Source organism: Comamonas sp. MYb69 (genome assembly GCF_037479315.1).
In the GTDB taxonomy this organism is placed as follows: Bacteria; Pseudomonadota; Gammaproteobacteria; order Burkholderiales; family Burkholderiaceae_C; genus Comamonas.
Genome location: NZ_JBBGZG010000007.1, coordinates 158,008 through 172,259, shown reverse-complemented (window position 1 = coordinate 172,259; position 14,252 = coordinate 158,008). Strand labels below are relative to the sequence as shown.

The 14,252-nt window shown below is 62.9% G+C and carries 13 protein-coding genes and 4 tRNA genes; 14 read left to right on the top strand and 3 right to left on the bottom strand.

Features of this window, described 5'->3' with window-relative positions:
* The first annotated feature begins 116 nt into the window (after positions 1-116).
* From WH303_RS11865 to WH303_RS11850, 4 genes are all read left to right on the top strand, one after another.
* Positions 117-193 (top strand) — tRNA-Asp (locus WH303_RS11865).
* Positions 194-301: 108 nt separating this feature from the next.
* Positions 302-377, top strand: a tRNA-Ala gene (locus WH303_RS11860).
* A gap of 57 nt (positions 378-434) precedes the next feature.
* Positions 435-510, top strand: a tRNA-Glu gene (locus WH303_RS11855).
* Positions 511-556: 46 nt separating this feature from the next.
* A tRNA-Asp gene (locus WH303_RS11850) sits at positions 557-633 on the top strand.
* A gap of 142 nt (positions 634-775) precedes the next feature.
* Here WH303_RS11850 and WH303_RS11845 read toward each other — a convergent pair.
* From WH303_RS11845 to WH303_RS11835, 3 genes are all read right to left on the bottom strand, one after another.
* Positions 776-1,534: a 3-hydroxyacyl-CoA dehydrogenase gene (locus WH303_RS11845; RefSeq protein WP_312986395.1), complete on the bottom strand. Its 759-nt coding sequence runs from the start codon at positions 1,532-1,534 to the stop codon at positions 776-778.
* A gap of 107 nt (positions 1,535-1,641) precedes the next feature.
* The gene (locus tag WH303_RS11840) at positions 1,642-2,685 is read right to left on the bottom strand and encodes an extracellular solute-binding protein (RefSeq protein ID WP_339518675.1); all 1,044 of its coding nucleotides are present in this window, start codon (positions 2,683-2,685) and stop codon (positions 1,642-1,644) included.
* A gap of 360 nt (positions 2,686-3,045) precedes the next feature.
* Positions 3,046-3,603, bottom strand: a complete 558-nt coding sequence (locus WH303_RS11835) for a phasin family protein (protein WP_027011309.1) — start codon at positions 3,601-3,603, stop codon at positions 3,046-3,048.
* Positions 3,604-3,997: 394 nt separating this feature from the next.
* Between WH303_RS11835 and WH303_RS11830 the strand changes: the two genes are divergently transcribed.
* The 10 genes from WH303_RS11830 to WH303_RS11785 all read left to right on the top strand — a co-directional run bounded on the left by WH303_RS11830 (position 3,998) and on the right by WH303_RS11785 (position 14,126).
* Positions 3,998-4,465: an acyl-CoA thioesterase gene (locus WH303_RS11830; RefSeq protein ID WP_445228279.1), complete on the top strand. Its 468-nt coding sequence runs from the start codon at positions 3,998-4,000 to the stop codon at positions 4,463-4,465.
* 169 nt (positions 4,466-4,634) lie between these two features.
* Complete coding sequence (pncB, locus tag WH303_RS11825) at positions 4,635-5,888, top strand: nicotinate phosphoribosyltransferase (protein WP_339518673.1); 1,254 nt, start codon at positions 4,635-4,637, stop codon at positions 5,886-5,888.
* 130 nt (positions 5,889-6,018) lie between these two features.
* Positions 6,019-7,440 (top strand): sodium:proton antiporter, encoded by a 1,422-nt coding sequence (locus WH303_RS11820; protein ID WP_339518671.1) that lies wholly within the window; start codon positions 6,019-6,021, stop codon positions 7,438-7,440.
* Between the two features lie 19 nt (positions 7,441-7,459).
* On the top strand, positions 7,460-8,455 hold the full coding sequence (locus tag WH303_RS11815) for a 2-hydroxyacid dehydrogenase (protein WP_339518669.1): 996 nt from the start codon (positions 7,460-7,462) through the stop codon (positions 8,453-8,455).
* 176 nt (positions 8,456-8,631) lie between these two features.
* Positions 8,632-10,119 (top strand): DNA recombination protein RmuC, encoded by a 1,488-nt coding sequence (gene rmuC, locus WH303_RS11810; RefSeq protein WP_445228280.1) that lies wholly within the window; start codon positions 8,632-8,634, stop codon positions 10,117-10,119.
* Positions 10,120-10,172: 53 nt separating this feature from the next.
* Entirely contained in the window at positions 10,173-11,432 is a 1,260-nt protein-coding gene (locus WH303_RS11805) for an MFS transporter (protein ID WP_339518665.1), read from the top strand.
* An 85-nt stretch (positions 11,433-11,517) separates the two neighbouring features.
* Entirely contained in the window at positions 11,518-11,871 is a 354-nt protein-coding gene (locus tag WH303_RS11800) for a single-stranded DNA-binding protein (protein WP_021028635.1), read from the top strand.
* Positions 11,872-11,913: 42 nt separating this feature from the next.
* Positions 11,914-12,609 (top strand): dTMP kinase, encoded by a 696-nt coding sequence (gene tmk, locus WH303_RS11795; RefSeq protein WP_339518663.1) that lies wholly within the window; start codon positions 11,914-11,916, stop codon positions 12,607-12,609.
* A gap of 1 nt (position 12,610) precedes the next feature.
* Positions 12,611-13,654, top strand: coding sequence for a DNA polymerase III subunit delta' (locus tag WH303_RS11790; RefSeq protein ID WP_339518661.1), 1,044 nt, complete (start codon positions 12,611-12,613; stop codon positions 13,652-13,654).
* A 97-nt stretch (positions 13,655-13,751) separates the two neighbouring features.
* Entirely contained in the window at positions 13,752-14,126 is a 375-nt protein-coding gene (locus WH303_RS11785; protein WP_021027879.1) for a PilZ domain-containing protein, read from the top strand.
* Positions 14,127-14,252: the final 126 nt, after the last annotated feature.

Here is a 14,252-nt window from a genome sequence, read left to right as displayed (position 1 = left end):
CGTCTAGAGGCCTAGGACATCACCCTTTCACGGTGAGTACCGGGGTTCGAATCCCCGTAGGGTCGCCAAGTTTGAAGCGCTTGATGCTATATAATAGCTAGCAAAGCTTCCTGCCAGGAGTGGTAGTTCAGTTGGTTAGAATACCGGCCTGTCACGCCGGGGGTCGCGGGTTCGAGTCCCGTCCACTCCGCCACAGTTTTAAAATTTGTTGAGATCATGTCAGGGCGCGAAGGGCGCGCGAAGCTGTACTCAGGTACAGCGAGTGAGACCGACAAAGTCATGGCTTGATATCAGCAAATTGGGGGGTATAGCTCAGCTGGGAGAGCGCTTGCATGGCATGCAAGAGGTCATCGGTTCGATCCCGTTTACCTCCACCAATTAAACTTGTCTGAGGCATTGCACCAGCAATGCAGCGCAGGCAAAGTTCTAGGATTGACCCTATCGTCTAGAGGCCTAGGACATCACCCTTTCACGGTGAGTACCGGGGTTCGAATCCCCGTAGGGTCGCCAAGTTTGAAGCACTTGTAGCCATCACGGCTAGCAACGCTTTCTGCCAGGAGTGGTAGTTCAGTTGGTTAGAATACCGGCCTGTCACGCCGGGGGTCGCGGGTTCGAGTCCCGTCCACTCCGCCAGATTCCAAAAGCCTTCTTGTCATGCTGCAAGAAGGCTTTTTTCATGGCGGCTGCCCGGTGTGCAGCGCCCAAGAAAAAGCCGATCGCCGGGTGGTCCCCGCAGATCGGCTTTTTGCTGGCCAAGGCCCGCAGGCCTCTGGTTTTACTTCGGTGCCAGTCGGATGGCGCCGTCGAGGCGAATCACTTCGCCGTTGAGCATGTCGTTCTCGACAATGTGCTTGACCAGCTTGGCATAGTCCTCAGGGGTGCCCAGGCGGCTGGGGAAGGGCACGCCGGCGGCCAGGGCATCCTGCACCTCCTGGGGCATGCCAAACAGCATGGGGGTGCCAAAAATGCCGGGCGCAATCGTCATGTTGCGGATGCCGCTGCGCGCCAGATCGCGGGCGATGGGCAAGGTCATGCCGACCACACCGCCTTTGGAGGCCGCATAGGCCGCCTGGCCAATCTGGCCGTCATACGCAGCCACGCTGGCCGTCGAGATCAGCACGCCGCGCTCGCCGGTGGCTTCGGGCTCGTTCTGGCCCATCGCTTCGGCGCAGAGGCGGATCATGTTGAAGCTGCCGATCAGGTTGACCGTGATGGTCTTGCTGAACAGCTCGAGCGAGTGGGCGCCTTTTTTGCCCACGGTCTTTTCAGCCGGTGCGATGCCGGCGCAGTTGACCAGGCCAAACAGCTTGCCCAGCGAGACCGCCTTGGCAACCACGGCCTGGGCTTGCTCTGCATTGGACACATCGCATTGCACAAAGGCGCCGCCCAGCTCCTGGGCCAGGGCCTGGCCTTTTTCTGCCTGCATATCGGCGATGACGACGGTCGCGCCCTCGCGGGTCAGCATGCGTGCCGTGCCTTCTCCCAGGCCCGAAGCGCCGCCTGTGACGATAAATACCTTGTTGGCGATTTGCATCGCTATGTCTCCTGGTTGTTGGATCCAAAGCATCTTAGCCCAGAGCCGGGCAGCGAGCAGTCACAAAAAAAGCCCGCGAACGGGCTTTTCGTGACAGGGCGCAGCGCTTATTGGAAGCCGGCGCGGTCCAGCATCTGCTGCACCTTGGGCATATTGCTGCCCACGGCACTGATCGGGATGGTCTCGCTCTTGAACGGCTTGTTCTGCGTCATCGTCTTCAAAGCTGGGTTGTCGGTCTCGACGTTCTTGGCCGCAGGCCACTCGTTGTTGCCGTTGGCAAAGTAGGTCTGGGCCTCGGGGCTGGCCAGGTACTCCAGGAACTTGACGGCATTGTCCTTGTTCTTGCTGTACTTGGCGACGGCGCCACCAGCGATGTTCAGGTGCGTGCCCCAGCTGCTTTGGTTGGGGAACACCACGCTGACCTTGTTGGTGATTGCGACATCGTCGGGGTTGCTCGAGCGCATCAGGCGGGCAAAGTAGTAGCTGTTGGTGATGGCGATATCGCATTCACCAGCGGCCACGGCCTTGATCTGGTCGGTGTCGCCACCCTTGGGTGGGCGGGCCAGATTGTCCTTGACGCCTTGCAGCCATTGCTGGGCCTTGGCCTCGCCGATGTGCTCGGTCACGGCGCCAAACAGGCTCAGGTTGTAGGGGTGCGAGCCCGAGCGGATGCAGATCTTGCCCTTGTTCTTGGGATCGGCCAGCTTTTCGTAGCTGTCGACATCTTCCAGCTTGACCTTGTCCTTGTTGTAGGCGATCACACGGGCGCGGGTCGAGAGACCGAACCAGGTGATGCCGCCATCGGCTTCGGGTTGGGCGTGCAGGTTGGCGGGAATCACTTCCTCCAGTTTGGCCGAGCGGATCGGCAGGAACAGGTTGTCCTTCTCGCCGCGGTACAGGCGTGCGGCATCCACCATCAGCACCACATCGGCAGGGGAGGCGGCGCCTTCTGCCTTGAGGCGGGCCACAATGCCTGCGTCGTCCGAGTCCACACGGTTGATCTTGATGCCGGTCGCTTTTGTGAAGTTGTTATAGAGCGCCTCATCCGTCGCATAGTGGCGGGCAGAGTACAGGTTGACCACTTCTTGGGCTTGTGCGGCGGCACCTGCCGTGATGGCGCAAGCCAGTGCAAGGATTTTGAAAGAATGCATAGGGCAAAACGTCTCTGTAAAGTTGGAGACGCGATCTTAATTGAAACAAGAATTGTTTCTATTTAAACCATTGCAGGCTCTGAGCTTATTCAGGTCGCGTTAAGTGTGGCTCTGGTGATAAGAAGCGCATGTAGCGCTATTGCCAAATGCAGCGCAAAAAAAAGCCCGGCAAGGCCGGGCTTTAAAAGGATCCAAGAAACCAGGTTTCGAAAAGATCCAAGGAGACAACTGGGTGCGTTGAAATTTTCAACACCATGGGTAAATTATAGGGTTTACCCTTGAGTCTGTCCAGCGCGCTGGCGAAAATTTGACCAAACTGTAGGTCTTGGGCAACGGCAGCGCGCTCAAGAGGCTCGCTAATTAGCGCTTGCGAGCGGTCGCGGCGCTGACGGTGCCAGCAGCCTTGACGGCGTTGTTGGTGATGGTGTTGAAGTTGGTTTCAGCCACTTCACCGGCTTGCTTGACCGCCTTTTGCACGGAGTCGTAGGCATTGTTGGCAGCAGCAACCGCAGTCTTCATCACGGCCACAGCGCTTTCGGAGCCAGCTGGTGCGTTCTTGGCAGCGGTGTCCACAAATTCGTTGAACTTGGACTGGGCTTCAACGGCCTTGTTCTCGAAAGCCTTGCTGAATTCCAGGCTGGTAGCAGCGGCGATTTCGTACAGATGACGGCTGTAGGCAGCGGTCTTTTCGGCCATGGGTTGCAGCAGGCCGCTTTGCACGCTCAGCAGGTCTTGGGCGTTCTTGGCATCGAGCACGGCCGAGGTGTTGGCCGAGACATCGGACAGCGCAGCGCGGGTTGCAGCCACGTTCAGTTCCACCAGCTTTTCCACGCCTTCGAAGGCCTTGTTGGTCAGGCCCAGCAGGGTTTCCAGATTAGCTTTGTGTGCAGCCAGGATTTGGTCAGGGGTCAATGCCATGTTCATACTCCGTCTCGTTAGAAGTGTTGAAGGTACAAATCCGGGCACGTCCTGTGCGCCGGAGGTTTGTGCATTGCGTTGAATTTGCTGCACTGCACAATGACTCTATTGTTGGGTATCTGCGCGCCTTTTGCAAGCCTTTTTTGTGCAGTGCAGCAAAAAAGTCTTTTGTTTTGATTTCAATCATTTACCATTTGTTTAATTGGTTGATCGGGTAACGAATTAGCCGCCTGGCAACCGACTGAAATCAGCTTGCTCTGACGTTGTAGTTGCGCCATGTGTCAGCACGATGGCAGCGCCTGTGATTGCCTGCCATCGCCTGTCCCCGACGTGCAGTGTGGCGCTGGCGCCTGGGGCCCGCACTTCTACAATGCCTGCGAACGATGTGACCAGGATGGCCAAGATGTCTTCTTCGCAGCAGCATGCCGAGCGCCCCCAGCCCCAGCCCCGATCTGCCTATGCGCAGTTTGTGCGCGTGACCACGCGCTGGGCCGACAACGATGCCTATGGGCACGTCAACAATGTGGTGTATTACAGCTGGTTCGATACCGCTGTGAACCGCTTGCTGATCGAAAAGGGCGTGCTCGACATTGAAGCGAGCAGCAGCATTGGCCTGGTGGTGGAGACCCAATGCCATTATTTTGCGCCGGTGTCCTATCCGCAGGATGTGGATGTGGGCGTGCGGGTGGCGCACCTGGGTAAAAGCAGCGTGCGTTATGAACTGGCGATTTTTGTCGCCGGTGAATCGCAAAGCGCCGCTTGCGGGCATTTTGTCCATGTCTATGTGGACCGCAGCAGCCGCCGCCCGGTAGCCTTGCCCGATGCCACGCGCGTGGCGCTGGACAGCTTGCGTTTGACCTGAACCAGAGGCTTGCCCTGCCTCGCAGCAGGGCAGCGGGCAATCGCCTACACTTGCCGCTGTTGCGACCTTATGAAATAGGCGCTGGGTTGTGAATATGAGACATGGCGTCTGCCTGTAGCAGCCGAAGGGGCTGCTGCACGTGTTGGCGCGCAACCCTGTGCTGCCAACCATGATTATCCAAAGTCTGCTGGACACCGACCTGTACAAGTTCACCATGATGCAGGTGGTGCTGCACCAGTTCCCGGGGGCCCAGGTGGAATACAAGTTCCGCTGCCGCAACCCCGGCGTGCAATTGGCGCCGTATGTGGACGAGATTCGCGCCGAAATCCAGCACCTGTGCAGCCTGCGTTTTGCCGATGACGAATTGGCCTATCTGCAATCGCTGCGCTTTATCAAAAGCGACTTCATCGATTTTCTGCGGCTCTACCAGCTCAAGGAAAAATACATCAGCGTGCTGCCGCTGCCCAGCGGCGAGATCGACATCACCATCACCGGCCCCTGGCTGCATACCGTGCTGTTCGAGATCCCGGTGCTGGCCATCGTCAACGAGGTCTACTGTCGCAATACCCAGCCGGAGCCCGACTGGGCCGAAGGGCGCCGGCGCCTGGCAGGCAAGATCGAGGCTATGCGCGGGCCGGGGCTGGAGGCGCTCAAGATTGCCGACTACGGCACGCGCCGGCGCTTCAGCCACCGCTGGCAGCGCGAGGTGCTGGGCAGCCTGGTAGGCGGGCTGGGCGTGGCCACCCATCCTGCGATGCCGGGCGAGCGCCGAGGCCAATTGGCCGGCACCAGCAATACCTTGTTTGCCAAGCAGCTGGGTCTGACCCCGCTGGGTACCATGGCCCATGAATACCTGCAGGCCTGCCAGGCGCTGGGCCCGCGCCTGCGCGAGAGCCAGATCTACGGCTTTGACATGTGGGCCAAGGAATACCGGGGCGACCTGGGCATTGCGCTGTCCGATGTCTATGGCATGGATGCGTTTTTGCGCGACTTCGACCTGTACTTCTGCAAGCTCTTTGATGGCGCGCGCCATGACAGCGGCGATCCTTTCAGCTGGGGGGAGCGCCTGATCGCGCACTACAAACTGCACAAGGTCGATCCGCTGACCAAGATCCTGATCTTCAGCGATGCGCTGACGATACCGCGCACGATTGCGCTGTTCGAGCGCTTCCAGGGTCGCTGCCAGCTGGCCTTTGGCGTCGGCACCAACCTGACCAATGACCTGGGCTACGAGCCGCTGCAGATCGTCATCAAGATGACGCGCTGCAATGGCCAGCCCGTCGCCAAGATCTCGGACACGCCCGGCAAGAGCATGTGCGACGACGAAAAATACCTGGCCTACCTGCGCCAGGTGTTCAACCTGCCCCCCAGCCAGCACATTCCCCCCCAAGGCGTGGCCCCCGCCCCCGCACGTGCGGGTTAATCGGGATGGCTGCTGTCGCCAGCGGCCCGTCTCGGGACAGGACCGCTGACTAAAATCACCGGGCTGCGTGCGTCTGCCGGACGGTGTTGGGCTGCCATGCATGAATAAGCACAAACACAAGGAGCAGGTTATGGGGCAGCAGTATGGGGTCTGGGGCAGGGTGGCGGTGGGCGCTGCGGTGCTGGCGCCGGGGTGGGCCGGCGCGGCCACAGTCAATGGGGCCGAGCTCTCCGTTTTCTGGGGCATCCCCTTTGCCGGCATTTTGCTGTCGATTGCGCTGATGCCGCTGTTTCTGCCCAGCTTCTGGCACCACCATTTTGGCAAGGTGGCCGCGTTTTGGGCGCTGGCCTTCTTGCTGCCTTTTGCGGCAGTCTTTGGCCCGGGGCTGGCCGCTGGCAGCCTGGCCCATGCGCTGGTGGCCGAATACATTCCTTTTGTGATCCTGCTGACGGCCTTGTTCACGGTCTCCGGCGGCATCTATATTCGCGGCAACCTGCATGGCTCGCCGGGTTTGAACACGGCCATCCTGGCCATCGGCGCGGTGCTGGCCAGTTTCATGGGAACGACGGGAGCCTCCATGCTGCTGATCCGCCCGCTGATCCGTGCCAACGATGCGCGCCGCAGTTGCGCGCATGTGGTGGTGTTCTTTATCTTCATCGTCTCCAACGCCGGTGGCTCGCTCACGCCGCTGGGTGATCCGCCGCTGTTCCTGGGCTTTTTGAAGGGCGTGGATTTTTTCTGGACCGTGCGCCATATCTTTGCCGAGACCCTGTTCCTGGTCGGTGCGCTGCTGGTGATCTTCTACCTGCTCGACCGCTATATGCTGCGCTTCGATGCGCAAAAACCCCGCAGCGACCCCACGCCCGACACCCACAGCCTGGGCTTTGAAGGCAAGATCAATTTTGTGCTGCTGGGCGCTGTCGTGGCCCTGGTGCTGCTGAGCGGCTTTTGGAAGTCCGACCTGCAGTGGGACATTGCCGGTGTGGCTGTGGGCCTGCCGTCCATCGTGCGTGATCTGGGCCTGATTGCGGTGGCCGTGCTGTCGTTCAAGCTCACCCCCGCATCGGCCCATGCGGCCAACCAGTTTGACTGGGGCCCGATGCAGGAAGTGGCCAAGCTGTTCGCCGGCATTTTTCTCACCATCATCCCCGTCATCGCGATGCTGCAGGCGGGCGCCAATGGCCCCTTTGGCGCCGTGGTGCGCGCGGTGACCCGGCCCGATGGCTCGCCCGACCCGGCGATGTACTTCTGGGCCGCAGGCCTGCTCAGCAGCTTTTTGGACAATGCGCCCACCTACCTGGTGTTTTTCAACACCGCCGGGGGCGACCCCCAGGTGCTGATGACCTCGATGGCGACCACCCTGGCCGCGATTTCGGCCGGCGCCGTTTTCATGGGCGCGAACACCTATATCGGCAACGCACCCAATATGATGGTCAAGGCCATTGCCGAAAGCCGTGGGGTGCGCATGCCCAGCTTTTTTGGCTACATGGCCTGGTCGTGCTCCGTCCTGGTGCCGCTGTTTGTCGTGATGACTTTTATCTGGTTCCGCTGAACCTCCGAGGAAACTGCCGATGTCCCGCCCGAAAATTCTGATTGCCCGCGCCATTTCGCCCGAAGTGGTCACCGTGCTCGAACAGCACTTCGATGTCCGCTCCAACCAGGACGATATCGCCTGGTCGCCCGCCGAGCTGGCTGAGCGCCTGCAGGGCATGGATGGCGTGCTGACCACCGGCTCGCAGCGCATCGATGCGGCCTTGCTGGCCGCCTGCCCGCAGCTGCAGATCTGCGCCAACATGGCCGTGGGCTACAACAACTTTGATGTGGCCGCGATGACGGCGGCCGGCGTGCAGGGCACCAATGCGCCCGATGTGCTGACCGAGACCACGGCCGATTTCGGCTTTGCGTTGCTGATGGCCACCGCCCGCCGCATCACCGAGAGCGAGCATTTTCTGCGCGCCGGCCAGTGGAAGGACTGGCGCTATGACCTGTTTGCCGGCGCCGAGGTGCATGGCAGCACCCTGGGCATTCTGGGCATGGGCCGCATCGGCCAGGCCATAGCCCGGCGCGGCGCGCATGGCTTTGGCATGCAGGTGGTCTACCACAACCGCTCGCGCCTGTCTGCCGAGCTGGAGGCCGATTGCAAGGCCCGCTATGTGAGCAAGCAAGAGCTGCTGAGCACGGCCGACCACCTGGTGCTGGTTGTGCCCTACACCCCTGAGGCCCACCACACGATCGGCGCGGCCGAGATCGCCAGCATGAAGCCGACTGCCACGCTGATCAATATCGCGCGCGGCGGCATCGTGGACGATGTGGCGCTGGCCAAGGCCTTGGCCAATAAGACCATTGCAGCTGCTGGCCTGGATGTGTTCGAGGGTGAGCCTGCGGTGCACCCGGATCTGCTGGCGCTGTCCAACGTGGTGCTGACGCCGCACATCGCCAGCTCTACCATGGGCACGCGCCGGGCCATGGCCCAGCTGGCCGCCGACAACCTGATCGCCTACCTGGGCGGGAAGGCGCCGGTCACGCCCGTCAACCGCCTGGAGCACAGCCGCCGCAGCGCTGCCTGAACGCAAAATATTTCAATAAAGATGGCTGTTTGTGCCCACCAGACGGGTGCAAGCAGCTATTATTTTTGCAGTCTTCTCAAACACGGGGAACGGTTGTGAATCTGGATCTGGATCGGTCGCTGCTCAGCCTGGTGCTGCTGGCCTTGGTACTGCTGGCGGTGCTGGCCAACCTGCTGGTGCTGCTGCTGCGCCGGCCCAAGGTCGATCTGGGGGAGGCCTGGCTGCAGCAGCAGGAGCGCCAGGCCCGTGACCAGCAGCAAACCGTGCAGGCACTGGCGCGCAGCGAAGGCGCGCTCAGCCACCTGTCGCAGCACATGACCTTGCAGCTGCGCGAGTTGAACCAGGGCAGCCAGGATGTGATGGGCGAGTTCCGCGAATCGCTGGAAGCGCGCATGGCGCAAAGCCTGGCCGAGTCGCGCCTGGGGCGCCAGGAGCTGGCCCAGGCGCTGGCCGGGTTCGAGACCCAGCTCGCCCAGCGCCTGGCCCACCTCGATGCGGCCGTCAACCAGCGCCTGTCGGTGCTCGATACCTCGCTCACCCAGCGCGTCGATGCGCTCACCCGCGCCAACCACCAGAGCCTGGCCACGCTCAAGACCGATGTGCAGTCGCACCTGGCGGGCATGCAAGACGGGGTGGGGCGCCAGCTGGCCCAGCTGCTGCAGGCCAACCAGCAGCAGTCCGAGCAGCTGCGCGGCACGCTCAACGAGCGCCTGGCCAGCATCCAGAGCGACAACGCCAGCAAGCTCGAAGAGATGCGCAAAACGGTCGATGAAAAGCTGCATGCCACCTTGGAGCAGCGCCTGGGTGAATCCTTCAAGCTGGTCAGCGACCGGCTCGAGCAGGTGCACAAGGGCCTGGGTGAGATGCAGACGCTGGCGGGCAGCGTGGGTGACCTCAAGCGCGTGATGACGAATGTGAAATCGCGCGGCACTTGGGGCGAGCTGCAGCTGGGCATGATCATCGACAACGTGCTGACGGCCCAGCAGTACGCCAGGAACGTCAAGACCGTGCCGGGCAGCGACGAGATGGTGGAGTTCGCCATCCGCCTGCCGGGCCACAGCGATGACAAGCCGGTGTGGTTGCCGATCGACTCCAAGTACCCTGTCGAGCATTACCAGCGGCTGATGGATGCGCAGGAAAGCCTGGACAAGGCGGCGATCCAGTCGGCCAGCATCGGCTTTGAGAACTCGATCCGGTTAGAGGCCAAGAAGATCTACAGCAAGTATGTCTCGCCGCCCAACACCACCGATTTTGCGGTGCTCTACCTGCCCACCGAGGGCCTGTTTGCCGAAGTGATGCGCCGGCCGGGTCTGGTCGAAGCCTTGCAGAACGACTGCCGGGTCATGGTCTCGGGGCCTGCCAACCTGGCAGCGATGCTCAGCAGTCTGCAGATGGGCTTCAAGACCCTGGCCATCGAAAAGCGCAGCTCCGAGGTCTGGGCGGTGCTCGGCCAGGTCAAGACCGAGTTCAACAAGTTTGGCGATGTGGTGGAGGCCACGCGCAGGTCGCTGGACCAGGCGGCCAAGAAATTCGAGCAGGTCGATGTGCGCACGCGGGCCATCCAAAAGCGGCTCTCGCATGTGCATGAGACGCCGGCCGCTGGCGAGCTGGGCCCTTTAACCACCGATACGGACGAAGGCGACAGCGCAGCGGCCCTGACTTAGCCGACAATGCAGGCCAAGCAAGTGCCAGTTGCCCACGGTGCTGAAGGGAACGCGTGAATCGCGAGTTGATACGGCTGATCATCGGCCAGTTTTTTGTCCATACCTGTATGACAGGCACGCGCTTGGCAGCCCCGCTGCTGGCCCTGCGCGATGGCCACACCCCCGGCGCGGTGGGGTTCTTGCTCAGTCTGTTTGCGCTGACCCAGGTGTTCCTGGCGCTGCCGGCGGGCCGCTACGCCGACAAGCACGGCTTCATGAAGCCGATGCTGGCCGCCATTGCGCTGGCCTTTGCCGGCACTGCCATTGGCGTGGCCTTTCCCCGGTTTGAAGTGCTCTGCGTCGCGGCGCTGCTCACGGGGGCTGGCTGCGGCATCTCGATCATCGCGCTGCAGCGCCATGCCGGCCGCGTCGCCCATGAGGCCAGCGAACTGCGCCAGATCTTCAGCTGGCTGTCGCTGGGCCCGGCGATTGCCAATTTTCTGGGCCCCATGGTCACCGGCCTGATCATCGACCACTCGACCGGCCAGGCCGGCAACAACCTGTCCTACCGCATCGCTTTTGCGGTGCTGGCACTGTTCTCGGTCGTCGCCTGGTGGTGCGTGCGCAGCGCGCAGGAGATGCAGGCTGAGCCGCCCAAGAGCGATGGCCAGCCCCACCATGCCTGGGACCTGCTGCGCGAGCAGTCCTTCCGGCGCTTGCTGATCGTCAACTGGCTGGTCGCCTCTTGCTGGGATGTGCACACCTTTGTTGTGCCCTTGCTGGGCCATGACCGGGGGCTGTCGGCCTCCGAGATCGGTGCCGTGCTGGGCGTGTTTGCGCTGGCGGCCTTTGTGATCCGGGTGCTGCTGCCCGCCATCTCGCGCCATATGCGCGAGATGACCGTGGTGATGGCCGCGATGGTGCTCACGGCTGCGATTTTTGCGATCTACCCGCTGATGCCCAATGCCTGGGCAATGGCCTTTTGTTCGGCCTTGCTGGGCATCGGCCTGGGCAGTGTGCAGCCCATGGCCATGAGCATGCTCCACCAGATCACTCCCGAGGAACGCCATGGCGAGGCCGTGGGCCTGCGGCTGATGCTGATCAATGGCTCGAGCGTCTGCATGCCGCTGATGTTTGGTGCCGCTGGCGCGGCCATTGGGGTGGGCGGCGTCTTCTGGGTGATGGGTGCCTTGGTAGGTGCGGGCTCGCGCATGGCCTGGGTGCTGGGCAAAACGCCGCTGCCCAACTTTCGGGTGCTGGACAGCAGCCATGGCGCGGAACCGGCGGGCCATGCGCTGGGCGAGAAACAGGCCCAGCCACCCGATAAGCGCTGACCACAAGCGCTGAGCTTGGTGCCCCGCCTCGCCGGTGGCGGCCGGCCAAGCGGCTAAACTGCAGGGCTTATTGGGGGATCAAAGCATGATGGATGGATTGGTATCCGGGCGCATACTGGGCCAGCCGGTCGAGCGCAGCAGTAAAACCGGCAAGCCCTATGCGCTGGCCAAGGTGCGCGCCAATGCGGGCGCGGGCGACGGCGAGATGCTGATTGTCAATGTCATCGCTTTTGACGATGCCCCGGTGGCGGCGCTTTTGGGCCTGGGCGACGGCGACAGCATCTGCCTGTCGGGCAGCCTGACCCCCAAGGTCTGGGTCGACCGCGATGGCGTGACCCGCCCCAGTGTCGATATGGTCGCCCACCAAGTGCTGACTGCTTACGCCGTGGCCCGCAAGCGCGGCCTGGCCGGTGACGCGGACTTTGACCCAGCCGCCTGAACCCATCAGGGGGGCGGGCGGGCACGTACAATCTGGCGCAGCATGACTCCATCTTCTCCCGCATCTTCCCCAGCTGCTTCGCGCGGCCTGTTCATCAGCTTTGAAGGCATTGACGGCGCTGGCAAATCCTCGCATATCCAGGGCCTGCACGATGCCTTCCTGGCCGCAGGCCGCCAGGTGGTGAGCACGCGCGAGCCCGGTGGCACGCCGCTGGCCGAGAAGCTGCGCGCGCTGTTCCTGCAGGAGCCCATGGATGCGTTGACCGAGGCCTTGCTGGTCTTTGCCGGCCGGCGTGACCACCTGCAGCAGGTGATCGAGCCGGCGCTGGCGCGCGGCGATGTGGTGCTCTGCGACCGCTTTACCGATGCCACTTTTGCCTACCAGGGCGCCGGGCGCGGCTTTGACCTGCAGGTGCTGCAGGTGCTCGAGCGCATGGTGCAGGCCCGGCCCGAACTGGGCGAGGGCGCGTTGCGCCAGCCCGACCTGACCATCTGGTTTGACCTGCCCACCGAGGTGGCCGCCGAGCGCCTGGCCGGTGCACGCGCCCCCGACCGTTTTGAGGCCGAACCCCAGCAGTTTTTTGCCCGCGTGGCCGCCGGTTATGCCGAGCGCGCGCTGGCGCAGCCCGCGCGGTTTGCGCGCATCGATTCGCACCAGCCCAAGCCGGCGGTGTGGCAGGCGGTGCGCCAGGCCATAGCAGCCCAGGGCTGGCTGCCGGCCAACAAGGTGGAGGGCTGATATGGCCACCGCCAAGAACACGGCAGCGGCCGAGCCCGTAGCCGCAGCACCGGCGCCCACCGCGCCCTGGATTGCCCAGCAGCGCGAGCAGCTGCTGGCCCAGCGCGGCCATGCCTGGCTGCTGCAAGGCCCTTCGGGCCTGGGCCAGTTCTCGCTGGCCATGGGCCTGGTGCGGGCCTGGCTGTGCGATGCGCCGACACCCCAGGGCGCCTGCGGCCACTGCGCCAGCTGCCATGCGATCGATGTGCATGCCCACACGGACCTGTGTGTGCTGATGCCCGAGACGGAGATGCTGGCGCTGGGCTGGCCGCTGCCGGAAAAGGCCCAGGCCGACATCGACGACAAGAAACGCAAGCCCAGCCAGGAAATACGTGTCGATGCGATGCGCGATGCGGTGGAGTTCACCCAGCGCACCTCGGGCAGGGGCAAAGGCAAGGCGGTGCTGGTGTTTCCGGCCGAAAAGATGAATGCGGTGACGGCCAATGCGCTGCTGAAGACCTTGGAGGAGCCGCCAGGCGATGCCCGCTTTGTGCTGGCCACCGAAGCCGCTCACCAGCTGCTGCCCACGATCCGCAGCCGCTGCCTGGCCCACACCATGCAGTGGCCCGATACCGCATCGGCCCGCAGCTGGCTGGTGGCGCAGGACGTGCCGGCCGACCAGGTCGATGCGCTGCTGCAGGCCGCAGGCGGCCGCCCCGACGACGCGCTGGCGCAGATGCATGCCGGCCGCTCACCCCAGGTCTGGAAGAAGTTGCCCAAGGACCTGGCCAATGGCCAGCCCGGTGCCTTGTCCAGCCTGTCGGCACCCGAAGTGGTCGATGCCTTGCAAAAGCTCTGCCATGATCTGCTGATGCTGCGTGTGGGGGCTGCGCCACGGTTTTTTGATGCGGCCGATCTGCCCGCGCCGCCGGCGCTGGCGGTGCTGGCGCGCTGGAGCAAGGCCTTGGCGCAGTCGATGCGCACGGCGGCGCACCCCTTCAACCAGGGGCTGATGCTCGAAGCGCTGGTCGCACAGGCGGCCAGCGTGCTGCAGTCGCGGCGCTGAGCCGGGCCCATCTGCCGGTGTAACAGGCCGCTGAAGTGGCCTGTGTTTGCGCTGGCATCTGGAAATAGGCAGCAAAATTTGGTTATCCTTGGAATCTATGAACAGTCCTACCCCCGCACCGGGCACGGCCAGCGCTCGCCCCAGCGTGCTGCAATTGGCCATCAAGGAAAAGGCCGCGCTCTATGCCGCCTACATCCCCTTGTTCAAGGAAGGGGGCATCTTTGTCCCCACGCCCAAGGACTATGCACTGGGCGACGATGTCTACCTGCTGCTGACCTTGCCCCAGGATCCGCAGCGCTACCCCATTGCCGGCAAAGTAGGCTGGGTGACGCCGGCAGGCGCCGGTGGCAACCGCACCCAGGGCATTGGCGTGCGCTTTCCCAAAGACCCCAAGACGGATGAGCTGCGTTACAAGATTGAACAGATCTTGGGCACGGCCTTGCAGGCCGACCGCGCCACGCAAACCATCTAAACGCCCAATTTGGACCCTGTCCCACCCGCATTTCTTAGCCGGGCTGACAGGGTTTTACGGTGGTGGCGACCGGCGGAGCAGCCGGAGCGGGGACAATGGCAGCAGTTCTTTGTATTTGGACTGCGG

What these genes read in the sequence shown, in the direction of transcription:
- pncB (WP_339518673.1), top strand. Translation starts at nt 4,635, where the DNA reads ATGATTATCCAAAGTCTGCTGGACACCGACCTGTACAAGTTCACCATG.
- WH303_RS11820 (WP_339518671.1), top strand. Translation starts at nt 6,019, where the DNA reads ATGGGGCAGCAGTATGGGGTCTGGGGCAGGGTGGCGGTGGGCGCTGCG.
- WH303_RS11815 (WP_339518669.1), top strand. Translation starts at nt 7,460, where the DNA reads ATGTCCCGCCCGAAAATTCTGATTGCCCGCGCCATTTCGCCCGAAGTG.
- WH303_RS11835 (WP_027011309.1), bottom strand. Translation starts at nt 3,603, where the DNA reads ATGGCATTGACCCCTGACCAAATCCTGGCTGCACACAAAGCTAATCTG.
- WH303_RS11845 (WP_312986395.1), bottom strand. Translation starts at nt 1,534, where the DNA reads ATGCAAATCGCCAACAAGGTATTTATCGTCACAGGCGGCGCTTCGGGC.
- tmk (WP_339518663.1), top strand. Translation starts at nt 11,914, where the DNA reads ATGACTCCATCTTCTCCCGCATCTTCCCCAGCTGCTTCGCGCGGCCTG.
- WH303_RS11830 (WP_445228279.1), top strand. Translation starts at nt 3,998, where the DNA reads ATGGCCAAGATGTCTTCTTCGCAGCAGCATGCCGAGCGCCCCCAGCCC.
- WH303_RS11840 (WP_339518675.1), bottom strand. Translation starts at nt 2,685, where the DNA reads ATGCATTCTTTCAAAATCCTTGCACTGGCTTGCGCCATCACGGCAGGT.
- WH303_RS11785 (WP_021027879.1), top strand. Translation starts at nt 13,752, where the DNA reads ATGAACAGTCCTACCCCCGCACCGGGCACGGCCAGCGCTCGCCCCAGC.
- WH303_RS11790 (WP_339518661.1), top strand. Translation starts at nt 12,611, where the DNA reads ATGGCCACCGCCAAGAACACGGCAGCGGCCGAGCCCGTAGCCGCAGCA.
- WH303_RS11800 (WP_021028635.1), top strand. Translation starts at nt 11,518, where the DNA reads ATGATGGATGGATTGGTATCCGGGCGCATACTGGGCCAGCCGGTCGAG.